This window comes from Pseudomonas sp. ICBG1301 (genome assembly GCF_016918385.1).
Classification (GTDB): domain Bacteria; phylum Pseudomonadota; class Gammaproteobacteria; order Pseudomonadales; family Pseudomonadaceae; genus Aquipseudomonas; species Aquipseudomonas palleroniana.
The window spans coordinates 21,561-45,075 of record NZ_JAEKGB010000002.1 but is presented as its reverse complement, the minus strand read 5'-3'; the positions used below and the strand labels follow the sequence as shown (position 1 = coordinate 45,075).

Sequence of the window (23,515 nt, the reverse complement as noted above, 5' to 3'; positions counted from 1 at the left end):
TCCAACATGAACGATATTCATGCAAAGCCCGGGCATGCTCCAAATCGGCACAGGTTTGCTATGATTCATGCCCCCCGTAATGCCTGACCAGAGTAGTCCCATGTCCGATCGTAGCGCTCGTCTGCAAGCCCTTCACCAAGCCCTCAAGGAACGTATCCTGATCCTCGACGGCGGCATGGGCACGATGATCCAGAGCTATAAGCTCGAGGAGCATGACTACCGTGGCAAACGCTTCGCCGACTGGCCAAGCGACGTCAAGGGCAACAACGACCTGCTGGTGATTACCCGCCCCGACGTGATCGGCGGGATCGAGAAGGCTTATCTGGATGCCGGGGCCGACATCCTCGAAACCAACACCTTCAACGCCACGCGCATTTCCATGGCCGATTACGGCATGGAAGAACTGGCCTACGAGCTAAACGTAGAAGGTGCGCGCCTGGCGCGCAAGGTGGCCGACGCCAAGACCCTGGAGAACCCGGCCAAGCCGCGCTTTGTCGCCGGCGTGCTCGGCCCGACCAGCCGCACCTGCTCGTTGTCGCCCGACGTGAACAACCCCGGCTACCGCAACGTGACCTTCGACGAATTGGTGGAAAACTACACCGAAGCCACTAAAGGGCTGATCGAAGGCGGCGCCGACCTGATCCTGATCGAAACCATCTTCGACACTCTCAACGCCAAAGCCGCGATCTTCGCCGTGCAAGGCGTGTTCGAGGAGCTGGGCGTGGAACTGCCGATCATGATTTCCGGCACGATCACCGACGCCTCCGGCCGTACCCTGTCGGGCCAGACCACCGAAGCGTTCTGGAACTCCGTGGCCCACGCCAAGCCGATTTCGGTGGGCTTGAACTGCGCCCTGGGCGCCAGCGAGTTGCGCCCGTACCTGGAAGAGTTGTCCAACAAGGCCAACACCCACGTATCGGCCCACCCCAACGCCGGCCTGCCCAACGAGTTCGGCGAGTATGACGAGCTGCCCTCGGAAACCGCCAAGGTCATCGAAGAGTTCGCCCAGAGCGGCTTCCTCAACATCGTCGGCGGTTGCTGCGGCACCACCCCAGGCCACATCGAGGCGATTGCCAAGGCCGTGGCCGGCTACGCGCCACGCGTGATCCCGGACATTCCGAAGGCCTGCCGCCTGTCGGGCCTGGAGCCGTTCACCATTGATCGCAGCTCGTTGTTCGTCAACGTCGGCGAACGCACCAACATCACCGGTTCTGCCAAGTTTGCCCGGCTGATCCGTGAGGACAACTACACCGAAGCCCTCGAAGTCGCCCTGCAGCAGGTGGAAGCCGGCGCCCAGGTGATCGACATCAACATGGACGAAGGGATGCTCGATTCGAAGAAGGCCATGGTGACCTTCCTCAATCTGATCGCCGGCGAACCGGACATCTCCCGTGTGCCGATCATGATCGACTCCTCCAAGTGGGACGTGATCGAAGCGGGCCTCAAGTGCATCCAGGGCAAGGGCATCGTCAACTCCATCAGCATGAAAGAAGGCGTGGAGCAGTTCATTCATCACGCCAAGCTGTGCAAGCGCTACGGCGCGGCCGTGGTGGTGATGGCGTTCGACGAGGCCGGCCAGGCCGACACCGAAGCGCGCAAGAAAGAGATCTGCAAACGCTCCTACGACATCCTGGTGAATGAGGTCGGCTTCCCACCGGAAGACATCATCTTCGACCCGAACATCTTCGCGGTCGCCACCGGTATCGAAGAGCACAACAACTATGCCGTCGACTTCATCAACGCCTGCGCCTATATCCGCGACGAGCTGCCGTATGCACTGAGCTCCGGCGGTGTGTCCAACGTGTCGTTCTCGTTCCGCGGCAACAACCCGGTGCGCGAGGCAATCCATTCGGTGTTCCTGCTGTATGCGATCCGCAATGGCCTGACCATGGGTATCGTCAACGCCGGCCAGTTGGAAATCTACGACCAGATCCCGGCCGAGCTGCGTGATGCGGTGGAAGACGTGGTGCTCAACCGCACCCCGGACGGCACCGATGCCCTGCTCGCCATTGCCGACAAGTACAAGGGCGACGGCAGCGTCAAGGAAGCCGAGACCGAGGAGTGGCGTGGCTGGGAGGTCAACAAGCGCCTGGAGCACGCGCTGGTCAAGGGCATCACCACGCATATCGTTGAAGACACCGAGGAATCCCGGTTGTCGTTCGCACGTCCGATCGAAGTGATCGAAGGCCCGCTGATGTCCGGCATGAACATTGTTGGCGACCTGTTCGGCGCCGGCAAAATGTTCCTGCCCCAGGTGGTGAAATCCGCCCGGGTGATGAAGCAGGCCGTGGCCCACTTGATCCCGTTCATCGAGCTGGAAAAAGGCGACAAGCCGCAAGCCAAGGGCAAGATCCTGATGGCCACGGTCAAAGGCGACGTGCACGACATCGGCAAGAACATTGTCGGCGTGGTGCTGGGCTGCAACGGCTATGACATCGTCGACCTGGGCGTGATGGTGCCGGCGGAGAAGATCCTGCAGGTGGCCAAGGAGCAGCAGTGCGACATTATCGGGCTGTCCGGCCTGATCACCCCGTCGCTGGATGAGATGGTGCATGTGGCGCGTGAGATGCAGCGCCAGGATTTCCACCTGCCGCTGATGATCGGTGGCGCGACCACGTCCAAGGCGCACACGGCGGTGAAGATCGAGCCCAAATACAGCAACGATGCGGTGGTGTATGTCACCGACGCCTCGCGTGCCGTGGGTGTGGCCACGCAATTGCTGTCCGAGGAACTCAAGGCCGGTTTTGTCGAACGGACCCGCGAGGAGTACGTGGAAGTCCGCGAGCGCACCTCCAACCGTAGTGCCCGCACCGAGCGCCTGAGCTACGCGGCGGCCATCGCCAAGAAGCCGCAGTTCGACTGGGCCGGCTACACCCCGGTCAAGCCGACGTTTACCGGTGCCAAGGTGCTGGACAATATCGACCTGAGTGTCCTGGCCGATTACATCGATTGGACGCCCTTCTTCATTTCCTGGGACCTGGCCGGCAAATTCCCACGCATCCTCACCGATGAAGTCGTGGGCGAAGCCGCCACCGCGCTGTATGCCGATGCCCAGGAAATGCTCAAGAAGCTGATCGACGGGAAACTCATCAGCGCGCGCGCAGTGTTCGGCTTCTGGCCGGCCAACCAGGTGCAGGACGATGACCTGGAAGTCTACGGCGATGACGGCAAGCCTCTGGCCACCCTGCACCACCTGCGCCAGCAGATCATCAAGACCGACGGCAAGCCGAACTTCTCCCTGGCCGACTTCGTCGCCCCCAAGGACAGCGGCGTGACCGACTACGTGGGCGGGTTCATTACCACCGCCGGCATCGGCGCCGAAGAAGTGGCCAAGGCCTACCAGGATGCGGGCGACGACTATAACTCGATCATGGTCAAGGCCCTTGCCGACCGCCTGGCCGAAGCCTGCGCCGAGTGGTTGCACCAGCAGGTGCGTAAAGACTACTGGGGCTATGCCAAGGATGAAGCGCTGGACAACGAGGCGTTGATCAAGGAGCAGTACAGCGGCATCCGCCCTGCCCCCGGCTACCCGGCGTGCCCGGACCACACCGAGAAAGGCACCCTGTTCCAGTTGCTGGACCCAGAGGCCCATGAACTGCACGCCGGCCGCAGCGGAGTGTTCCTTACCGAGCACTACGCGATGTTCCCGGCGGCGGCGGTCAGCGGCTGGTACTTCGCCCACCCGCAGGCGCAGTACTTTGCCGTGGGCAAGGTGGATAAAGACCAGATTGCAAGCTACACCGCGCGTAAAGGCCAGGACCTGGCCGTGACTGAACGCTGGCTGGCACCGAACCTCGGCTACGACAACTGACCCTGTAGTGAGCGGGCTCGCCCCGCGCTGGGCGGCGCAGCCGCCCCAACAAGGACGCCATGGTATTTCTGAAAGACCGCGGCGACTGTGGGAGGGGGCTTGCTCCCGATGAGGGTGAGTCAGTCGATAAATTGCTGACTGACACACCCTCATGGGGAGCAAGCCCCCTCCCACAAGTTATTCATCGTCCGTTCTATCGCTTGACTGACTGGCATTAGGACAAGCCCGCTCACTACGACCCGCCAGCGGCTATGCTCTCTCTCACACACCTTGTGTCGAGGGATGTATGGACGATCCAGTCAACAACAAGCCTCCTACCTTCTGGCAGATGCTTCACAGCGTCGTGGCTGCCGCCTTCGGCGTACAGAGCGGCAAGAACCGCGCCCGGGACTTTACCCACGGCAAGCCCAGCCACTTTGTAGCGCTGGGCATTCTGTTTACCGTGGTGTTTGCCTTGACCTTGTTCGGTATCGTCAAGCTCGTGCTGCACCTGGCCGGCGTCTAGCGCAACAGCAGTTGCAGGCTGAAGGGGTAACGGTAGGAAGCCGGCTTGTCGACGGCGGACAGCGCACGGAAATCCACCTTTGCCATAGGCTCAAGCAAACGTCGAGCCTGGGCGGTATCGATCAGTTGGAATAGCGCTTCCTGGCGGTCGCGCCCGCCATGGGCATTGATGTCGACGCCCTTGGCATCATCATTGATCAACACCATCGCCCAACCGCCCAGGGTAAAATGCCCGGCCACCAAGGTTGTCAGCCGCCCGTCCAGGCGCGCGTTCAAGACCTCCGGCGAGCTGTTGAGCGCACTGAACAGCACGTCCTTGCCGGGTACGCGACCTCTGTCTTGCAGGGCCTGCATCGCGCCCAGCGCCATCTCGTCATTGGCCGACCACACCAGCGTCGTCTGCGGGTAGCGCTTGAATAGCAGCGTGGCCTGCTCATAGGCGCGCTGGCGGCTCCACTCGCCATAGACCAGCTGGCGCAGGCGCACCTGCGGGTGTTCGGCCAGAGCGCGACGCAGGCCCTGCTCACGCAGCAAGGCCGCCGGGGTGGTCTTGACGCCGGAGAATGCCAACAGCTCTATGGTCTCGCCAGGCGCTGCCGGGCCGTGAGCACGCAGCAGGTCGTTGAGCATCAGGTAACCGGCCTGCTCGTCGTTGGACACCATACTGCCGAGCCAATTGACGCCGCTGCCGAGCATTTGCGCCTGATCAGCCGTCAGCGCGTTATTCACGAGCAACAACTTGACCCCACTGCCTTGGGCCATGCGCAGAATCTGCGGGGCAACGTACTGTTCGTTGACCAGCACCAAGTAGTCGGGGCGCTCAGCGCCTTGCAGCGCTTCCCGGGCCTGGGCCAGGGTGTTGCGAGTGTCGCGCTCGGAATAACGCACGCGCAAGTCCAGGCCGAGGTCCTTGGCCGCGGCCTGCATGAATTGCGCATAACTGACCCAGAAGGTTTCCGTCGACAGGCCGGGATTGAGAAACACCACCGAAGCGGCCTGGGCCATCGTCCCGTACGCCGCCCCCAGCAACCACACACACGTAATCAGAACCTTCAACATGGTTGTCCGAGCCTTGAGCATTGACCGCCATGATAGTGGCATTGCGACAGTCAATCGAGGCTCAGCGACAGCCTTTTTACTGGTGGCTCACCCAGAATACTGCGGTGCCCACCACCAGAACGATCAAAAACAAAATCGCCCAGGCATCAACGGTACTGTCAGATTTACGGGCCTTTGTAGAATTGCTCATCGCATCGCCTCTTGTCGGTTTTATAGGTGGCTGCACTAAGACTCGACCACAGTAAAGTTCATGATTGCCCGCATGACAAATGTGGGTATCGCGATAACCGTTCTCATTAGTCAATTTGGTTATTTACATATACTCAAACATCACTTTTGCGCATAAACGCAAACTGGTATCGTGCGCCGGCTCCGTTGGGAGTGCGCGGCCGTGCGCGCAGATTTGCCGAGAACAGGACCTATATGTACGTATACGACGAATACGATCAGCGCATCATCGAGGACCGCGTCAAGCAGTTCCGTGATCAGACCCGACGCTATCTGGCAGGTGAATTGAGCGAAGAAGAGTTCCGCCCTCTGCGCCTGCAAAATGGCCTTTATGTTCAGCGCTTTGCGCCGATGCTGCGGGTGGCCGTGCCCTATGGCCAGCTGACTTCGCGCCAGGTGCGCATGATGGCCAAGATTGCCCGCGACTACGACAAGGGCTATGCCCACATCAGTACGCGCCAGAACGTACAGTTCAACTGGCCGGCGCTGGAAGATGTACCGGACATCCTGGCTGAACTGGCCACCGTGCAGATGCATGCCATTCAGACCAGCGGTAACTGCCTGCGCAACGTCACCACCGACCAATTTGCCGGTGTAGCGGCCGACGAACTGATCGACCCGCGCCCCTGGTGTGAAATCGTCCGCCAGTGGACCACCTTCCACCCCGAATTCGCTTACCTGCCGCGCAAGTTCAAGATCGCCATCAATGGCTCGACCTCGGACCGCGCAGCGATCGAAGTGCACGACATCGGCCTGGAGCCGGTGTACAACGCAGCCGGCGAGCTGGGCTTCCGTGTGCTGGTAGGTGGCGGCCTGGGCCGTACCCCGGTGGTCGGCGCATTCATCAACGAGTTCCTGCCGTGGCAGGACCTGTTGAGCTACCTCGACGCCATCCTGCGGGTCTACAACCGCTACGGCCGTCGTGACAACAAATACAAGGCCCGGATCAAGATCCTGGTCAAGGCGCTGACCCCTGAGGTATTTGCCCAGAAAGTCGACGCCGAAATGGAACACCTGCGCGGCGGCCAGACCACCCTGACCGAAGCCGAAGTCCACCGCGTGGCCAAGCACTTCGTTGACCCTGAGTACAAGGCCCTGGCCAACCAGGACGCCGAATTCGCCGCCCTCGACCAGCAACACCCTGGCTTCGCCCGCTGGCGTGCCCGCAACACCCTGGCGCACAAGCAGCCGGGCTATGTGGCGGTGACCCTGTCGCTGAAACCGACCGGCGTTGCGCCGGGTGATATCACCGACAAGCAACTGGACGCCGTCGCCGACCTGGCCGACCGCTACAGTTTCGGCCAACTGCGCACCTCCCACGAGCAGAACATCATCCTCGCCGACGTTGAGCAGAGCCAACTGTTCACGCTGTGGGGCGAGCTGCGCGAAAGCGGTTTCGCCACGCCGAATATCGGCCTGCTGACCGACATCATCTGCTGCCCGGGTGGCGATTTCTGCTCCCTGGCCAACGCCAAGTCGATCCCGATTGCCGAATCGATCCAACGCCGTTTCGACGACCTGGACTACCTGTTCGACATCGGCGAGCTGGACCTGAACATCTCCGGCTGCATGAACGCCTGTGGTCACCACCACGTCGGTCACATCGGCATCCTGGGCGTGGACAAGAAAGGCGAAGAATTCTATCAAGTGTCCCTGGGCGGCAGTGCCAGCCGTGATGCGAGCCTGGGCAAGATCCTCGGCCCGTCCTTCGCCCAGGAAGCCATGCCCGAGGTGATCGGCAAACTGATCGATGTGTACATCGAACAGCGTACCGAAGATGAGCGTTTCATCGACACCTACCAGCGCATCGGCATCGACCTGTTCAAGGAGCGCGTCTATGCAGCGAATCATTAAGAACAACCAAGTCGTCGACGAAACCTGGCACCTGCTGCCCAAGGACGCGAGCTTCGACGGCATCTCCAACTGCGACGACCTGATCGTGCCGTTGGCCCTGTGGCGCGAACACGGCCACGCCCTCAAGGCCCGCGACGGCGGCCTGGGCGTGTGGCTGGACGCCGATGAAGAAGCCGAGGAGATCGGCGAGGACGTGGAGCACTTCCAGGTCATCGCCTTGAACTTCCCGGCCTTCACCGACGGTCGTAACTACTCCAACGCCCGTCTGCTGCGTGACCGTTACGGTTACAAAGGCGAACTGCGTGCGATTGGCGATGTACTGCGCGACCAACTGTTCTACCTGCACCGTTGCGGGTTCGATGCCTTCGCCTTGCGCGCCGACAAAGACCCGTACGAAGCGCTGGAAAGCCTCAAGGATTTCTCGGTGACGTACCAGGCTGCAACCGATGAACCGCTGCCGCTGTTTCGTCGACGTTAAGCCTGAATGAAAAAATGGGCACCCGACCCCGTCGGCGTGCCCATTTTTTTCACCTGGCTTTTCTTGCTTTGACCCAGTCGCTACTCAGCGTCTGCTTCCGCAACTTTGACCAGCCGCTTGAGCATCCGGGTCATATGGATCAACCGCTGCTCGATGACCTCCAGGCGAGACTGCTCAGTCGGTGTTTCGGATGAAGCTGGCGCGACATACGGCTCATAAATAAGCCCGTATCTAGTCGCGATGTCTTTCATCTGCGCCTCAACAACATCCATGGTTTTTTCCAGATTGGCCAGACGCCCGCCCGTGTCGGTGGGCGCGTCAGGGCCCTTGCCCACTGCCGGGGCGTCTGGACCTTCGTTGATGGACAGGATTGAATTGACCATCAACTCCAGTTTTATTTCATTGTTCTCCAGGCGCGCCTCAATTTTTTGCTGTTCCGTAGCGCCTGGGTCTACGGTCGTCTTGACGCCGCTTGCGTTGACCTGTTCGGCGCCTGGCATTTTGGCTTGCGCTTCAATCCTGGCAATAATGGTTTTAGACGCAAAATGCTCCCCCACCGTGAATGGGATATTGACCAAACCGCCTACCGCCGCATTCACGAAAGAGCTGCGCGCGCTGGCGGCAAGTTGCTTGGGGAGTGGTGGGAACGCGTTGTTTTTGTTCAACCCGACAATTTTCTGGGAGTCCCCCAGAGCGGCCTGCGTACCTTTCAGCTTGGTTATCGGCTTGGGGCGCACCGGCGGCACAGGTGGCAACGCAGACACAATCGGCTTTGGGGGTTTAGATGACGCAGGTGGCTTACCCGAACCAGCTTCCACGGGCGGCTTGGGTCGCTTGAACCACTTCATACCACGCCTGTTTCTGGTATGGATCTCTTCCTCGCTCGCCATAGGGTATTGAGCAGAGCGCTCCATATTGCGAGTTGAATCCCGCGTTACATTCGAAACACTTGGAACCCGCACGTCAGGCAACGCCGGAGCAGAAGTGCCTGTTGTTTGCGGGTGAACCATTGGAACCGGTGACGAAATAGCAGACTGACTGGATAACCGCATAGCTAGACCTCTGACATGTTTAGGAGAGGGCTCCCTGCCGCTTCATCTCCTCAGTGGCCATGCACAAAACCAGAGTTCCATGACTACACGTCATGTCATCAAATGCCTGAGTTTTTGCAGGACAGATGACACAAGCTTCATACAACGAGCTGAACATACGCCCTCGTTGAACTGTCCTCTTCTGATCAGACGCTTTTCATCTCACTGACGATTGGAGTGCTTCATGGCGAAAATCAACCTGGCCCAGCAATTGGCGACCACACTCGAGCAAGCGGGCATCAAGCGTATCTGGGGCCTGACTGGCGACAGCCTCAACGGCCTGACTGACGCTCTGCGCAGCATGGACAGCATCGAATGGATGCATGTACGCCACGAAGAGGTCGCGGCGTTCGCCGCCGGCGCCGAGGCCGCCGTCACCGGCGAGCTGACGGTATGCGCCGGCAGTTGCGGGCCGGGTAACCTGCATCTGATCAATGGCCTGTTCGACTGCCATCGTAATCACGTGCCGGTACTGGCTATCGCTGCGCAAATCCCCTCTTCGGAGATCGGCCTCAATTACTTTCAGGAAACCCATCCCCAGGAACTGTTCAAGGAGTGCAGCCATTTCATCGAACTGGTGAGCAACCCCGCGCAGATGCCCGAGGTGCTGCACCGTGCCATGCGCTCGGCAATTCTCAACCGGGGCGTGGCCGTGGTGGTGATTCCGGGAGATGTGTCGCTGCTGGAAGTCGAGGACCGGCTCAAGCCCTGGCCGGCCCTGCATGCGTCGCGCACGCTACCGGCCGAACAGGACCTGCAGCGCCTCACCGACCTGCTCCAGGGCAGCCAGAAAGTGACCCTGCTATGCGGCAGCGGCTGTGCCGGTGCCCACGACCAGGTCGTTGCGCTGGCCGACGCCCTGGGCGCGCCGGTGGTGCATGCCCTTCGCGGCAAGGAGCATGTGGAATGGGATAACCCCTTCGACGTGGGCATGACCGGCTTGATCGGCTTCAGCTCGGGCTACCACGCCATGCTCAACTGCGACACGCTGGTCATGCTCGGCACCGACTTTCCCTACCGTCAGTTCTACCCGACCGACGCGACCATCATTCAGGTCGACCGCAATGCCCAGGCCCTGGGCCGTCGTGTCGCGCTGGACCTGGGCATCGCCGCCGATGTCGGTGAAACCATCGATGCACTGCTGCCCCGCCTGACCCGCAAGACCGATCGCAGCTTTCTCGACACCTCGTTGAAGCATTACGAGAAAGCCCGCCAGGGGCTGGATGAGCTGGCGCAGCCGTCAAAAGCCAACCGCCCGATTCACCCGCAATATGTCGCCCGCTTGCTCAGTGAACTGGCGGACGATGATGCAATCTTCACCGCCGATGTGGGCTCGCCGACCGTCTGGGCCGCCCGCTACCTGAAAATGAATGGCAAGCGCCGCCTGATCGGCTCGTTCAATCACGGCTCCATGGCCAATGCCATGCCCCAGGCCATCGGTGCCCAAGCGGCGTTTCCTGGGCGCCAGGTGATTTCGATGTCCGGCGACGGCGGGTTCACCATGCTGATGGGGGACTTCATCTCACTGGCACAACTGCAACTGCCGGTGAAAGTCATTGTGTTCAACAACGCGTCCCTGGGTTTTGTCGCCATGGAAATGAAAGCGGCGGGCTACCTCGATACCGGTACCGAGCTGAAAAATCCGGACTTCGCGGCCATGTCCAACGCCATGGGGATCCTGGGGATCCGTGTGGAGCAATCCGAAGACCTGGAACCGGCACTCCGCCGCGCCCTGGCCCATGACGGCCCGGTGCTGGTAGATGTTGTCACCGCTACCCAGGAGCTGGTGATGCCTCCGAGTATCAAGCTGGAACAGGCCAAGGGCTTCAGCCTGTACATGCTCAAGGCGGTCATGAGCGGGCGTGGCGATGAAGTGATTGAGCTGGCGCGCACCAACTGGTTGCGCTGACCTTCAGTTGCGTGGAGCGGCGCCATAGCGGACCACCACCTGGGTGATCACCTCAACCAGGCGTGGGTCCGCATCCGGCGCACTGAACAGGCGAAACTGCGCATCGGGCAGCACGGGTAAACCGTGCTCGGCACCGAGTACCGTCAAGCCCGCGCCGACCTGGCTGCGAACCATGGGCGCGATGGCAAAACCGGCCAGCGCCGCGGCGTGCAACCCGGCATAGCTGGTACACAGGACCGCAGTGCGCTGCGTGATATTGGCCTGCGCCAGGCGGGTCAGGGCCGCCTCTCGATACGGGCAGGGCTCGGGAAACAGCGCCAGTGGCAGGGGCGTCGGCAACACCGCACGCGGCTGCGCGCACCAGGCCCATACCAGCGGCTCCTGCCACAAGGCCAGGCCTGGCTCGCCGGACTCGCACAACGATCCCACCACCACGTCGAGCTCGCCCTGCTTCATCAGGGCCAATAACGTACCGGGAATGCCCACTTGCACGCTGATCTGCATGCCCGGGTACTCGGCGGCGGCGGCCTGCAATTCGCGCAGCAGTCGTGCTTCGGCAAATTCCTCGGAAACACCCAGGCGCAGGTTGCCTTCCCAGGCCGAGCGCGTCAGCTCGGCCCAGGCATCCCGGTTCAGCGCCAGAATGCCCCGTGCATAAGCGATCAGCCGCGCGCCGTCCGGCGTCAGTTGCTGGGCGCGCGTGGTGCGGATCAGCAGAGACTTGCCGACCTGCTCTTCCAGGCGCCGCAGATGACCACTCACCGCCGACTGCGTGAGATGCAAGCGGGCCGCGGCGCGACTGAAGCCACCTTCGTCCACCACAGCGACGAAGGTTTTGAGTAACAGGATGTCGAACATATTTTAATTAATGATTAATGAGCACTTAAAACACGATTTATATTTCAATCATCACTATGTTGCAATGCCTGGGTCAACTGCCCCGAGGCCCATCATGACCACGCTCCTGCACATCGAATGTTCTCCACGTAAACAGCGCTCCGCGTCCCTGGATGTCGCCCGCCAATTTATCGCCCGCTATCAGCACAATGCTCCGGATACAGAAGTGATCACCCTGGATCTATGGGCCCTGGAGCTTCCGGAGTTCAATGGCGCGATCATGGACGCCAAGTACGCCGGTCTCAGCGGCACGCCCTTGACCGAGGAACAGGCCGGCGCCTGGGCTGCGCTGAAATCCCTGGCCGCCTATCTGCATCAGGCTGACGTGCTGGTGTTTTCGGTGCCGCTGTGGAATTTCGCCGTGCCCTACAAGCTCAAGCACTTTATCGACGTGGTGTCACAGAAGGATGTGCTGTTCGAATTCAGCCCCGAGCACGACCTGCGAGGCTTGCTGCAGGACAAGACCGCCGTCAATGTGTATGCGCGCGGCATGGACTTTTCCGCACCGGGCGCCCAGGCCATGGATTTCCAACGCCCATACATGGACGCCTGGCTCGGCTTTATTGGAGTGACGAACGTGCATTCACTGTATGTGGAGAAGACGATCCTGGGGCCGGAAGTCGATCGGGAATCGCGCCTGAAAAGTACCGCACTGGCGCTGCTGCTGGCCGATCAACTGGCCTGAACCCTCAGTAAAAACCCGGCCTTGTCGGCCGGGTTCGAGGCCATCAGCCATGCTGTTTGGCAACCCACTTGCCGAAGGCATCGATAAATGCCTGCAGAAACGGCCGGGTCTTGTCCGAGAGTTTGCCCGCCTCGTCAAACACGCTGCCCGCGCCACCCAAGTAGGCTTCCGGCTGCTGCATGCAGGGCACGTCGAGGAACACCAGGGATTGACGCAGATGATGGTTGGCGCCAAACCCACCAATGGCACCCGGCGAAACGCTGATTATCGCCCCGGGCTTGCCGCTCCAGGCGCTTTGCCCGTAAGGGCGGGAACCGACGTCGATGGCATTCTTCAACGGCGCGGGCACGGAACGGTTGTATTCCGGGGTCACGAACAACACCGCGTCGGATGAACTGACCTGCTGACGAAAAGTACTGTAGGCTGCCGGCGGTGTAGCACCGTCGATATCCTCGTTATAGAGCGGCAAATCGCCAATTTCGACAATGTTCAACTTGAGGTTCGCAGGGGCCAGTTCAGCCAATGCCAGGGCGACCTTGCGGTTGATCGAGGCTTTTCTCAAGCTGCCCACCAGGACGGCAACCGTGTAGACCTTGCTCATTGATTTTTCCCGACGTCTGACTAAGGAGTGTGTAGTTATAGAGCCTTCGCGGCGTGATCACCAGCAGGTTGTGATAATCCTCGAGAGGTTTTCCGCAGCGCGCAATGTGCAGGAAGCGCGTAGGAAGTGTCTGAAAACTTCAACGAATAGTATTTTTTTCTTATAGGTAAACTACCCCGCTTCATGACGGTCTACAGAACCGAAATCGAGTGTTTATCTCCAGAGGTTCTAAACAGATGGCTGCAGTACTTGTCGGACAGTTCCATGCCAGAGACGCGGAAGGACGTGTGTATTCGGTGCATGAGTTCCAGGAATCCAACCCGGCGCAGGACAGCCAGGCTGGCTCGACGCCTACCACCACCTACAAGTTGGCCATTGGCGACCGCGTAGAAAAACTGGAAGGTGATGAATTCAAATTGATCCAGTCAGGCACGATCATCGTGCGCGAATCGCAAACCACCCTCGCCTCATAAGATCCCGCCTGGTCGACCTGCTCAGTCCTGGCCCTGGCTGCCACTGACTGGGCTGGCGGATCACCGGTTACGCATCTCAGTCACCTCGACCCCTGGCTCGCCGTCCATTTGCTTGAGCGTCACCATCAACTGCCCTCTCTCGCCCTCGACGACAAACATCGAACGCTTGTACCCCGATGTAGTGTTGGTGGGGTAAGCCACCACCTGCCTGACCAACGCCATTTCCAGCACGGCGCCGACGCGCTCGCTCACCTGTTCCTGGGAACGGATAAACGCTTCGAGCGCCAGGGTTTCAGGTGAATGTTCTTCTTGATTGTTCAAGAGATAAGCAGCCGCGCACCCCAGGGTTGCCAGTACCAGGAGTTGCTTGGCCGTTACCCCGAAGATGTTCGTGGGTAGAGGCATTTGAGACCAGACCTGTTGTTGTTTTAAGTGCCGAGTCATCGGCATTGGTCGTTGATGATCAGATGCCCCATTCTAATCAGGTCGCCAGGTTATGCCAGATGTATCAGAGGTCGCCGTAGGCAATATCCTTGTTATCCCCGACGCCACCCAGCGTGCGGTCCTTGCCGAAGGAGAACAGATCGAAGGGGGTATTGGGCTGGCTCGACGGATAATGATACTGGTAGGCAATACCCCAAGGATCCGTCAGCAACGCCTCGTCGACATAAGGGCCCTTCCAGTTGGCCTCTCCGGCGGGTTGCCGAATGAGCGCTTCAAGCCCCTCCTCATCGCCAGGATAGCGACCGGTATCTTGATGAAAGCGTTCGACGGCCTCACCGAGCTGGCTCACCTGGGCTTTGGCGCTGGCGATCTCGACCAGGGTCACATCACCAAACAACCGCGGCCCCAAGGCCACGGCCAACAGGCCGATGACCAGCACCACCGTCAATGCCGCCCAACGCGTATAACCGCGTTGGGTGTGCAACGCTCCCGCTACTGCGGTCAGTCCGCGCATGGGTATGCCTCCTTGATAAAATCAATACGCTCTTTATAGGGCCTGCTCGTTGCAGTTGCACGCACGATTACCCGATATGCCCCCGCAACATGCGCTCTTTTGCCTCGGCCATTGAAACACCGTCGCGCGCCCCCTAGACTCCGGCGATGCGTTTACGTCATATCGAAGTGATTCAGGCCATCTTGCAAACCGGACACCTCGGCACTGCCGCCGAATGGTTGCAACTTCCTGTGGGCGATGTAGACGCCGTACTCAAAGACGCCGAGCAACAATTAGGCTTCATGCTGTTTGCCAGTGTGCGTGGGCGCTTGCAAGCCACGCGCGAGACCCTGGAACTGCAGGCCGAAATCGCCCACCTCTACGAGGCCCTGGAGCCGGTGCAACGCCTGGCCAACCGGTTGAAACACCATCACGCGCCGACCCTGCGCGCCCTGTGCACCCCGCCCCTGGCCAACCAGTTGCTGCCGCAAAGCATCGCCATGCTACGCCGACGCTTCCAGGACACGCCGTGCAACCTGTCGAGCCTGCCGACCCGGGAAATTGTCAGGAGCCTGTTGTTGCATGAGGCCGATGTGGGCCTGAGCCTGCATGACCCGGAACATCCACAAATTCAAAGCACCGTATTGGCCCAAGGCAAATTGCAACTGCTCGCGCCCCATGGCTGGCTCAAACCCAGGCAGAAGTACATTGCCCTGCAGGACCTGGCGGGGCAGTCGATGATCGGTCTCGAAGGCCAGGACCCGCTCAGCCGCCTGCTGGACGCCAAGCTGCGGGCCCTGCGCCCGCTGCCGGTGGTGCAGACGCGCGTACAGACCTACCAGATGATGCGCAGCATGGTGGAGGCCGGGGAAGGCTTGGCGATTGTCGACCCGTTTACCGCATTCGGCGCACGGGAAGCTGGGTTGGACGCGTGCCCGCTGTCACCGCCGATCCAGGTCAGCCTGTATGCGCTGACCCTGAAGGACAGCGTGACGACCCCTGCCCTGAATGCGTTGCTGGAGATTGTCACGCAGAAGGCAGAGGGCCTGTTGGCGGGCTAGGACGCTGCGGTTTCCGTCTTGAACAAGCGGTACCAGAAGATCGCCACTTCGCGGGTTTGCGGATCAATGCCCCGATAGCGCAGGTGGTCGACGCCCCCCATCACATAGCCACACCGCTCATACAAGCGGCAGGCCCCGAGGTTGTTGTTCTGGGTTTCCAGCATCATGCCCGGCAGGTTTTTCTTGCGGCTCCAGAACTGCGCCACGTCCAGCAGCGCCTTGGCCACACCATGGCGACGCGCAGACAGGACCACCGCCAACTCATCAACATGGGCAAAGCCATTCCAGTTGGTGCTCACCACAATATGCCCTACCGCCCGATCATCGAGGTAAGCCATGAAGACTGCGCTGTCGGCGGCGTTACGGAAACTGGCGAACTCTTCCGGGTCTATGCCATAGCACTTGCGGTACGGCAGGATCCGCTCCACAGGCCATTCGTCAACCCGCTTGCCCATCTGCGGCTGGCCGTAGCCACTGACCTCAAAGCTGAAATCATTGCCCCACACGTAGGCATCGAAGCCCTCGTCGGCCACGCGGACACTGAGTCCCGGATACTTCGCGTTCATCACTGCGTGCATAACCATCCTTAATCCTTGATGCAATCGACGGTGTAACAACGACCATGACCGTCATCTTCGTGCTGCAGCCCATGAACATCGGCGACAAACCCGGGGAAGCTGCTGTCGAACGTGCGGGCGAACGCCAGGTAATCAATGATCGACCGCGTTGCCTCAGTAAAACGCTCGCCAGGCATGATCAACGGAATGCCCGGCGGATAAGGCACCAGCATCACCGCTGCGATGCGCCCAGGCAAGGCATCGATGGACACGGCCTCCACCTCACCTCGCACCAGTTGGTCGTAGGCATCGGCCGGTTTCATGGCGATTTCCGGCAACACCGTATACATGCGCTTGAGGTGCCTGGCGGTGGCATTGCTGCGGTAACAGCTGTGCAATTGATCACAGAGGTCACGCAGCCCCAGACCCTGATAGCGCGACGGCCCCTGGGCATACACCGATGGCAAACAACTGGCCAGGCTGACATTGGCATCGTAGCTACGCTTGAACTCCAACAATTCGGTGAGCAAGGTACTCCATTTACCCTTGGTAATGCCCATGGAGAACAACACGAGGAATGAATACAGGCCGGTCTTCTCCACCACCAGACCGCGTTCCCAGAGGAACTTGCTGACCACCGCCGCCGGGATCCCCCTGTCGCTCAAGGCTCCTCCGGCATTGAGGCCGGGCATCACCAGTGTCACTTTGATCGGGTCCAGCAGCACATAATCCTCGGCCACGTCGCCAAAACCATGCCAGTCGTCGCCGGGATGCAACAGCCAGTCCGTCGTGACAACCCGGTCGATACCCGCCACCGACGGTGGCTGCCAGATCGAGAACCACCAATCGTCAGCGGCCAGATGCTGGCGCAGATTGGCCAACGCACGACGAAAGCTCAGGGCTTCGTCGAACATTTCCTGCAACAGCGAACGCCCGGCCGGCCCTTCCATCATCGCCGAGGCGACGTCCAGCGAGGCGATGATGCTGTATTGCGGTGATGTAGAGATATGCATCATGAAGGCTTCGTTGAAGCGGTCACGATCCAGTTGGCGGGCGCCACCATCCTGAACATGGATCATCGACGCCTGGCTGAAGGCGGCCAGCAACTTGTGCGTCGAGTGGGTGGTGAACACCAGGGGGCTGTCCGGCGTGCGTGAAGTGCCCATGCCGTAGCGTCCGGCAAAAAACTCGTGAAAGGCCGCGTAAGCGTACCAGGCCTCATCGAAGTGCAGCACCTCGACACTGCTGCCCAGTTGTTGCTTGATCAGCTCGGCGTTGTAGCACAGGCCGTCGTAGGTCGAATTGGTCACCACCGCCATCTTCACCTTCGCCGGCCGGCCACGGGTCAGCGGGCTGGCGTCGATCTTGGCACGGATGGCCTCGGGGCTGAATTCGCTCAGGGGAATCGGGCCGATGATGCCCAGCTCGTTGCGCTCCGGGCACAGGTACAACGGGATCGCCCCGGTCATGATGATCGAGTGCAGTACCGACTTGTGGCAGTTGCGGTCCACCAGCACCAGGTCGTTACGGCCGACCATGGAGTGCCACACGATCTTGTTGGCGGTGGACGTGCCATTGATGACGAAGAAGGTGTGGTCAGCGCCGAAGTTGCGTGCGGCGCGGGCTTCGGCTTCGGCCAGCGGCCCGGTGTGATCCAGCAGCGAACCGAGTTCCGGTACTGAAACGGACAAATCCGAACGCAGCGTGTTCTCCCCGAAAAACTGATGGAACGCCTGCCCCACCGGGCTTTTGCGATAGGCCACGCCGCCCCCGTGGCCGGGGGTGTGCCAAGAGTAGTTGGAATCGGCGGTGTGCTGGACCAGGGCCTTGAAGAACGGTGGCAACAAACCGTCCAGGTAGGTCCGCGCAGCACGAGCCACCTGCCGGGCGAGAAACGGCACCGTGTCTTCGAACAGATAAAGAATGCCGCGCAGTTGATTGAGCTCACTCATGGCGTCCGCCGGGGCGTTTTCCAGAGTGACTTGCTCGCCCAGCGCGAAGATCGGCAGGTTAGGCGCCCTCACCCGTGCCAGGCGAATCAGTTCGACCATGTTTTGCAGCAGATGGGTATTTTCCCCGGCACCTTCAGCGGCAATCAGCATGCAGGCCAAGCCGTGATGGGTCGATGCCACCAGCCGCCCCTCGGCATAGTCCACGGCAGAAAAGATACTGAAGCCCTCTTGTTCCAATTCCCTGGCGATGCCTCGAACCCGGTCACCGGCAACGGTGTCGGCCTTGATGTCGCGATGCACGATCAGAACGGGAAACTTCAAGTCTTTGTACATGACGGCTTGTGGTCCTGAGGGCTATGCACTCAGGGTAGAAGCTGGAAGAGAATGTGGCGAATGAAGATTATTGCTCCGCCAGCTGCGACCACAACGCCGGTGCACCCGCCGCCTTGGCAATCGCTTCCAATCGCGCCGCATGCTCGGCCAGGTCCTGCTCGCTGGCACGAATAATGGTGGTCGCTCTGCGATCAGCCGGCAGGCGGCGGATTTCCGAAGGGCGATTGCCCGAACCTTCCGCCGAACCGCTGCCGTCGGATGCATTACCGGCCAGGGACAGGCTGGTCTGGCCACCGGTCATGGTCAGGTAGACGTCGGCGAGAATCTCGGAGTCGAGCAAGGCGCCGTGCAGTTCACGGCCGGAGTTGTCGACGCCGTAGCGTTTGCACAATGCATCGAGGCTGTTGCGCTGGCCCGGGTGGCGTTCACGAGCCATCATCAGGGTGTCGAGGATCGAGCAGTGCTGGGAAATATCCGCCCGGTCCATCTGCCCCATCAGGGCGAATTCGTTGTTGATGAAGCCGACGTCGAACGCCGCGTTATGGATGATCAGTTGGGCGCCGTTGATGAACTCGAAGAACTCATCGGCCACTTCGGCAAAGCGCGGCTTGCCTTTGAGGAACTCATCGGTGATGCCGTGAACGGCGATAGCGCCCTCGTCACTGTCCCGATCCGGTTGCAGGTAGACATGGAAATGACGGCCGGTGAGGCGACGGCCCATCAACTCGACGCAGCCGATCTCGATGATCCGGTGACCATCGGTCACCGGCATGCCGGTGGTTTCGGTATCGAGTACTACGGATCGGATGGCCATCAGGGTTCAACTCTCAGCGGTGTGGTGTATTTCAAGGCGCGCAATCTTAGCACGCCATGGCCCGGGCAACCCAAGACCGGGCCAAGGCGCTCAAGGCTCGACAGTTTTTTACAATCCTTAGCAAAGCTGCAGCAGTTTTGCCCAAGGCGCCCTTGTTAGCCTGCACGCCCTAGTTGATGCAGAACCCACAACCACCATGAACCCGCCAAAACTACTGTGCACCCTGTTGCTGCTGGGCAGCACCTGCACGGCATACGCCACCAGCTTCGTCATGACCACCGATGCGCTGGTCAGCCTGTCCATGAGTACCACCCAGGGCACCAGTTCATCATTCAAGGATGACAAGATCGTTCAAGCGGCACGGGACGACGCCGAATCTTTTGTTGCCACGGATGGCCAGATCCGTGGTGTACGCCTGGAGGCGGCGCTGGTACACATTCGCGAACGCCTGCCAGGGCAAACCTGTACCGACATGCAGCTGGCACAGGCCATCGCCGCACTCTGAACATCAGCTCTGCTTGTAACCCCGCACTTCGTCCACGCCACGGTTAGCCAACTGGTCTGCCCGCTCGTTACCGGGATGGCCGATGTGCCCGCGTACCCATTTCCAGGTAATGTCGTGGCGATTGCATTGTTCATCGAGCAATTGCCACAGGTCGGCATTCTTGACCGGTTCCTTGGCGGCGGTCTTCCAACCCCGTTTTTTCCAGTTGACCATCCACTCATTGATGCCCTTCATCACGTACTGCGAGTCAGTCACCAGCAGCACGTTGCAGCGGCGCTTGAGCTCTTCCAGGCCACGAATGGCGCCCATCAGCTCCATGCGGTTGTTGGTGGTGTTGGCTTCGCCGCCCCACAGTTCCTTCTCCACGCCCTTGCACACCAGCAGGGCCCCCCAGCCGCCCGGGCCAGGGTTGCCCTTGCAGGCGCCGTCGGTGAAGAGTTCTACGCTATCGGTCATCGGTCACTCGGCCTGAAATCAAAAAAAGGGTTTTACGGTTCACTCTGCTTGCGGTTGACCTTGGCCATCGGCATCGGCACCAGCTTGCCCACGGGCTGGCGTAGCACCTGGCGCACCGGCCGAAGCCCGACCACAATCTTGCGCGCCACCAACAAATAGAAGCCACCACCCGACAGTTGCCAGGCCCCGGCCCGGCGCTCCCAGCCGGCCAGGCGTGCCTGCCACTTGGTCGACGCAAGCGGCGGACGATAGCACCCGAAGCGGCGTTTCTCCAGCGCGAAGCCCAGCAGGTTCAGCCAGTCTCCCACCCGAGACGGCGCGATGCAGCGCGCCTGGCGCAGGCCGTCATGGGCGAACAGATGGCGCATTCCCCAACTGCTCCAGGGGTTGATGCCGATAATAAGCAGATGGCCACCGGGGCGTACGCTGCTGGCGGCTTCACGGAGCAAACCGTGGGGAGACAGGCAAAAATCCAGGCCATGTTGCAACACCACCACATCGGCGGCGTGCTCGCTCAGTGGCCAGGCTTGTTCCTCGCAGACGATTTCCACACCGGGCAACGGCGCCCCCAGGCGCACATTGCGCTGCACCTGCGGGGCCGACGGCGGCGTCTGCGCCGAGGGTCCGTAATGCACCAGGTAACCGCCGAAGAAGCGCCCCAGCTCGTCTTCGAGCATGCGCCGTTCTTCGTCCAGCAGAAATTGCCCTATCGGCCCGGACAGCCACTCGCGGGCCGCGCTGATCAGGGCCAGCCACTCAGGATCGGCCTGGGCGAACGCTTTATCAGTCATTGCATTCTCCAACTCGCCTAGACGTTCTAAGATGCACCAATGTGTTCAGCTTGGCGAATCGAAGAATGATACAGATCAGTGCGCTACCCGCCTTCACCGACAACTACATCTGGTTGTTACAAGACCCAAGCACCCAACGCTGCGCCGTCGTCGACCCCGGCGATGCCGGGCCGGTGCTCGCCTGGCTCGAGGCCAACCCCGGCTGGCAGCTCAGCGACATCCTGATCACCCACCACCACCACGATCATGTCGGCGGTGTGGAGCCCTTGAAAAGTGTTACCGGCGCCAAGGTCTACGGCCCGGCCAGTGAGAAGATCCCGGCACGCGACATTGCCCTGCAGGATAACGACCGTGTCACGGTGCTGGGCTGGGACTTCGACGTCTATACGGTGCCCGGCCACACCCTGGGCCATATAGCCTATTACCACCAGGGCGTGCTGTTCTGTGGCGACACGCTGTTCGCCGCCGGCTGTGGGCGCCTGTTCGAAGGCACTCCAGAGCAAATGCACGCCTCGCTGCAACGCCTCGCCGCCCTGCCCGCCGACACGTTGGTGTACTGCACTCACGAGTACACGCAAAGCAACCTTAAATTCGCCCAGGCCGTAGAGCCGGATAACGCCGATATTGCCGAACGGGTGGCTGACGTCAACCAGTTGCGAGCACGTGGCGAGATGACACTGCCGTCGAACCTGGCCCTGGAAAAACGCACCAACCCTTTCCTGCGCACCGCTGAAACATCCGTTAAACAAAAAGCGGACGAACGGAACGGTCGCGACAACCGCTCTGGGGCCGAGGTGTTTGCTAGCTTGAGGGCGTGGAAAGATAAGTTCTAACGGGAAGCAATCTGATACGCAATTTCTGAATGGTTGACCGGAACCGAAGCGCTTTCTAGAATCGCCCGACATTTTTGCCCGGAACTTACTTCCAGCCAATGTCGTCATCTATTCGTAAATCCATTTCTTCAGACGCATTGACCCGCCTGGCTCAAGCCGTGGCGGTGGCTGTGTCCGCGACTCTGGCGGGCTGCCAATCGACAAATTTCGCTGCACAATCCACCGTGCAACCCAAACCCAATCTTGCCGCCAAGATCAAGCAAAAACCTATCTGGCTTTCAGAGAAGCCCAGCCCCGAAGTGCCCCAGGATGTCTGGGAACGCATGCGACGGGGCTTTCAATTGCAGGACGGCCTGGGCGTCAACCCGCGCATCGAGCAACAGCGCTTGTGGTTCGCCAGTAACCCGTCCTTTCTGGAGAACGCCGGAGAACGCGGCAGCCTCTACATTCACTACATCGTCGAGCGCCTTGAAGAACGCAACATGCCCCTGGAGCTGGCGCTGCTGCCGGTGATTGAAAGTGCCTACAACCCAATGGCCTATTCGCGTAGCGATGCGGTCGGTTTGTGGCAGTTCATTCCCTCCACCGGGCGCTACTTCAACCTGCGCCAGACCCGCGCCTACGACGGCCGCCGTGACATCACCGCTTCCACGACCGCCGCACTGGACTACCTGACGCGCCTGCATGACATGTTCAATGGCGACTGGTTGCTGGCCCTGGCGGCGTATAACGCCGGCGAAGGCACGGTCAGCCGGGCCATCGAGCGTAACGAGAAACTCGGCCTGCCCACCGACTACTGGAACCTGCCCCTGCCCCAGGAAACCAAGGACTATGTGCCCAAGTTCCTGGCGCTGTCCCAAGTGGTGCTGGCACCGGAGGCATACGGTGTCAACCTGAGCCCGATCGCCAACCAGCCGTACTTCGAAGTGGTTGAAGTCAAACAGAGCATGGACCTGTCACGGGTCGCGGCACTGGCTGAAATCGACGAAGACGAGCTGTTCCAGCTCAATCCGGCCCTGAAACAACGCACCACCCTGGACGGCCCCCAGCATCTGCTGGTGCCCAGTTCCAAGGCGCATCTGCTGACCAGCACCCTTTCGACGATGCGGCCGGAGGAATTGCTGGCCATGCGCCCGAAAAAGGCCGTGTTCGACGAAGTCGAGACAAAAGCCGTTGCCGGACGTACCCGCAGCTACAAGGTGCGCACTGGCGACAACCTCACCCTGATCGCCAAGGCGAACAAGGTCGACGTGCATGACCTGCAACGCTGGAACAAGCTCAACGGCCAGGCACTCAAGGTCGGCCAGACCCTGGTGATGCAGGACACGCGCAAAGTCGTGGCCAGCAGCAAGAAGCCGGTGCAATACAAGGTCAAGAAAGGCGACTCGTTGTACATCGTTGCCAAGCGCTTCAACGTTGAGATGCAACACCTCAAGCGTTGGAACCCGCGCACCGGCCAGGCATTGAAGCCAGGGCAGATGCTCGTCGTTTCCGGCCCACGATAGCCGGTTCTGTAGTGAGCGGGCTTGCCCCGCGCTGGGCGGCGCAGCCGCCCTAACAAAGACGCCGTGGTGTGTCAGAAAGACCGAGGGGCCTGGTTTAGGGCGGCTTCGCCACCCAGCGCGGGGCAAGCCCGCTCACTACAGATGAGGTGTCCCCAACATGGACGCCGTGGTGTATCAGAAC

22 protein-coding genes are annotated in these 23,515 nt (G+C 60.6%); 11 read left to right on the top strand and 11 right to left on the bottom strand.

The genetic code is table 11. The annotated features are described in order from the left end of the window. Positions 1–100: 100 nt before the first annotated feature. Both metH and JBE38_RS04265 read left to right on the top strand, forming a co-directional pair. Positions 101–3,811 (top strand): methionine synthase, encoded by a 3,711-nt coding sequence (metH, locus tag JBE38_RS04270; RefSeq protein ID WP_205343658.1) that lies wholly within the window; start codon positions 101–103, stop codon positions 3,809–3,811. Between the two features lie 286 nt (positions 3,812–4,097). Continuing rightward, positions 4,098–4,316: a DUF2970 domain-containing protein gene (locus JBE38_RS04265; RefSeq protein WP_060757125.1), complete on the top strand. Its 219-nt coding sequence runs from the start codon at positions 4,098–4,100 to the stop codon at positions 4,314–4,316. On the opposite strand, the gene JBE38_RS04260 is transcribed toward JBE38_RS04265, so the two are convergent. Then, a complete protein-coding gene (locus JBE38_RS04260; protein ID WP_205343657.1) occupies positions 4,313–5,374 on the bottom strand; it encodes an ABC transporter substrate-binding protein in 1,062 nt (353 codons plus the stop codon). The two genes, JBE38_RS04265 and JBE38_RS04260, sit on opposite strands and share 4 nt — an antisense overlap. Positions 5,375–5,797: 423 nt before the next feature. Between JBE38_RS04260 and JBE38_RS04255 the strand changes: the two genes are divergently transcribed. Beyond that, the gene (locus JBE38_RS04255) at positions 5,798–7,456 is read left to right on the top strand and encodes a nitrite/sulfite reductase (protein WP_060757127.1); all 1,659 of its coding nucleotides are present in this window, start codon (positions 5,798–5,800) and stop codon (positions 7,454–7,456) included. Further along, entirely contained in the window at positions 7,440–7,934 is a 495-nt protein-coding gene (locus JBE38_RS04250; RefSeq protein WP_090371510.1) for a DUF934 domain-containing protein, read from the top strand. Before JBE38_RS04255 ends, JBE38_RS04250 begins: the two co-directional genes overlap by 17 nt. Positions 7,935–8,014: 80 nt before the next feature. Here the strand turns inward: JBE38_RS04250 and JBE38_RS27615 are convergent, their stop codons facing one another. Beyond that, positions 8,015–8,782: a type III secretion effector protein gene (locus JBE38_RS27615; protein WP_240202419.1), complete on the bottom strand. Its 768-nt coding sequence runs from the start codon at positions 8,780–8,782 to the stop codon at positions 8,015–8,017. 427 nt (positions 8,783–9,209) lie between these two features. Between JBE38_RS27615 and poxB the strand changes: the two genes are divergently transcribed. After that, entirely contained in the window at positions 9,210–10,934 is a 1,725-nt protein-coding gene (poxB, locus tag JBE38_RS04240) for a ubiquinone-dependent pyruvate dehydrogenase (protein ID WP_205343656.1), read from the top strand. Between the two features lie 3 nt (positions 10,935–10,937). Here the strand turns inward: poxB and JBE38_RS04235 are convergent, their stop codons facing one another. After that, the gene (locus tag JBE38_RS04235; RefSeq protein WP_060757130.1) at positions 10,938–11,792 is read right to left on the bottom strand and encodes a LysR family transcriptional regulator; all 855 of its coding nucleotides are present in this window, start codon (positions 11,790–11,792) and stop codon (positions 10,938–10,940) included. 94 nt (positions 11,793–11,886) lie between these two features. On the opposite strand from JBE38_RS04235, the gene JBE38_RS04230 reads away from it, so the two are divergent. Continuing rightward, positions 11,887–12,516, top strand: a complete 630-nt coding sequence (locus JBE38_RS04230; protein WP_205343655.1) for an FMN-dependent NADH-azoreductase — start codon at positions 11,887–11,889, stop codon at positions 12,514–12,516. A 43-nt stretch (positions 12,517–12,559) separates the two neighbouring features. Here the strand turns inward: JBE38_RS04230 and JBE38_RS04225 are convergent, their stop codons facing one another. After that, a complete protein-coding gene (locus tag JBE38_RS04225) occupies positions 12,560–13,117 on the bottom strand; it encodes an NADPH-dependent FMN reductase (protein WP_205343654.1) in 558 nt (185 codons plus the stop codon). A gap of 236 nt (positions 13,118–13,353) precedes the next feature. On the opposite strand from JBE38_RS04225, the gene JBE38_RS04220 reads away from it, so the two are divergent. After that, positions 13,354–13,590 carry a hypothetical protein gene (locus JBE38_RS04220; RefSeq protein ID WP_017136925.1) on the top strand — a complete coding sequence of 79 codons (237 nt, stop codon included), beginning with the start codon at positions 13,354–13,356 and terminating at the stop codon, positions 13,588–13,590. Positions 13,591–13,650: 60 nt separating this feature from the next. Here the strand turns inward: JBE38_RS04220 and JBE38_RS04215 are convergent, their stop codons facing one another. Beyond that, a complete protein-coding gene (locus JBE38_RS04215; protein WP_198761899.1) occupies positions 13,651–13,995 on the bottom strand; it encodes a hypothetical protein in 345 nt (114 codons plus the stop codon). Positions 13,996–14,098: 103 nt separating this feature from the next. Continuing rightward, complete coding sequence (gene gspG, locus JBE38_RS04210; RefSeq protein ID WP_205343653.1) at positions 14,099–14,548, bottom strand: type II secretion system major pseudopilin GspG; 450 nt, start codon at positions 14,546–14,548, stop codon at positions 14,099–14,101. A gap of 146 nt (positions 14,549–14,694) precedes the next feature. Between gspG and JBE38_RS04205 the strand changes: the two genes are divergently transcribed. Next, a complete protein-coding gene (locus tag JBE38_RS04205; RefSeq protein ID WP_205343652.1) occupies positions 14,695–15,588 on the top strand; it encodes a LysR substrate-binding domain-containing protein in 894 nt (297 codons plus the stop codon). On the opposite strand, the gene JBE38_RS04200 is transcribed toward JBE38_RS04205, so the two are convergent. The 3 genes from JBE38_RS04200 to dnaQ form a co-directional block, all read right to left on the bottom strand. Next, positions 15,585–16,154, bottom strand: coding sequence for a GNAT family N-acetyltransferase (locus JBE38_RS04200; RefSeq protein WP_205344000.1), 570 nt, complete (start codon positions 16,152–16,154; stop codon positions 15,585–15,587). The genes JBE38_RS04205 and JBE38_RS04200 overlap by 4 nt on opposite strands. Before the next feature lie 20 nt (positions 16,155–16,174). After that, a complete protein-coding gene (locus tag JBE38_RS04195; protein WP_205343651.1) occupies positions 16,175–18,430 on the bottom strand; it encodes an Orn/Lys/Arg family decarboxylase in 2,256 nt (751 codons plus the stop codon). A 67-nt stretch (positions 18,431–18,497) separates the two neighbouring features. After that, a complete protein-coding gene (gene dnaQ / locus JBE38_RS04190) occupies positions 18,498–19,238 on the bottom strand; it encodes a DNA polymerase III subunit epsilon (protein WP_198761969.1) in 741 nt (246 codons plus the stop codon). 202 nt (positions 19,239–19,440) lie between these two features. Between dnaQ and JBE38_RS04185 the strand changes: the two genes are divergently transcribed. Further along, a complete protein-coding gene (locus JBE38_RS04185; RefSeq protein WP_205343650.1) occupies positions 19,441–19,749 on the top strand; it encodes a DUF2388 domain-containing protein in 309 nt (102 codons plus the stop codon). A gap of 3 nt (positions 19,750–19,752) precedes the next feature. Here JBE38_RS04185 and rnhA read toward each other — a convergent pair whose 3' ends face one another. Together rnhA and JBE38_RS04175 are read right to left on the bottom strand one after the other, a co-directional pair. Next, complete coding sequence (gene rnhA, locus JBE38_RS04180) at positions 19,753–20,205, bottom strand: ribonuclease HI (protein WP_003173571.1); 453 nt, start codon at positions 20,203–20,205, stop codon at positions 19,753–19,755. 32 nt (positions 20,206–20,237) lie between these two features. After that, positions 20,238–20,996: a class I SAM-dependent methyltransferase gene (locus tag JBE38_RS04175; protein WP_060757138.1), complete on the bottom strand. Its 759-nt coding sequence runs from the start codon at positions 20,994–20,996 to the stop codon at positions 20,238–20,240. Positions 20,997–21,061: 65 nt separating this feature from the next. On the opposite strand from JBE38_RS04175, the gene gloB reads away from it, so the two are divergent. Continuing rightward, the gene (gene gloB, locus JBE38_RS04170) at positions 21,062–21,829 is read left to right on the top strand and encodes a hydroxyacylglutathione hydrolase (protein ID WP_205343649.1); all 768 of its coding nucleotides are present in this window, start codon (positions 21,062–21,064) and stop codon (positions 21,827–21,829) included. A gap of 98 nt (positions 21,830–21,927) precedes the next feature. After that, entirely contained in the window at positions 21,928–23,334 is a 1,407-nt protein-coding gene (locus JBE38_RS04165; protein WP_205343648.1) for a transglycosylase SLT domain-containing protein, read from the top strand. Positions 23,335–23,515: the final 181 nt, after the last annotated feature.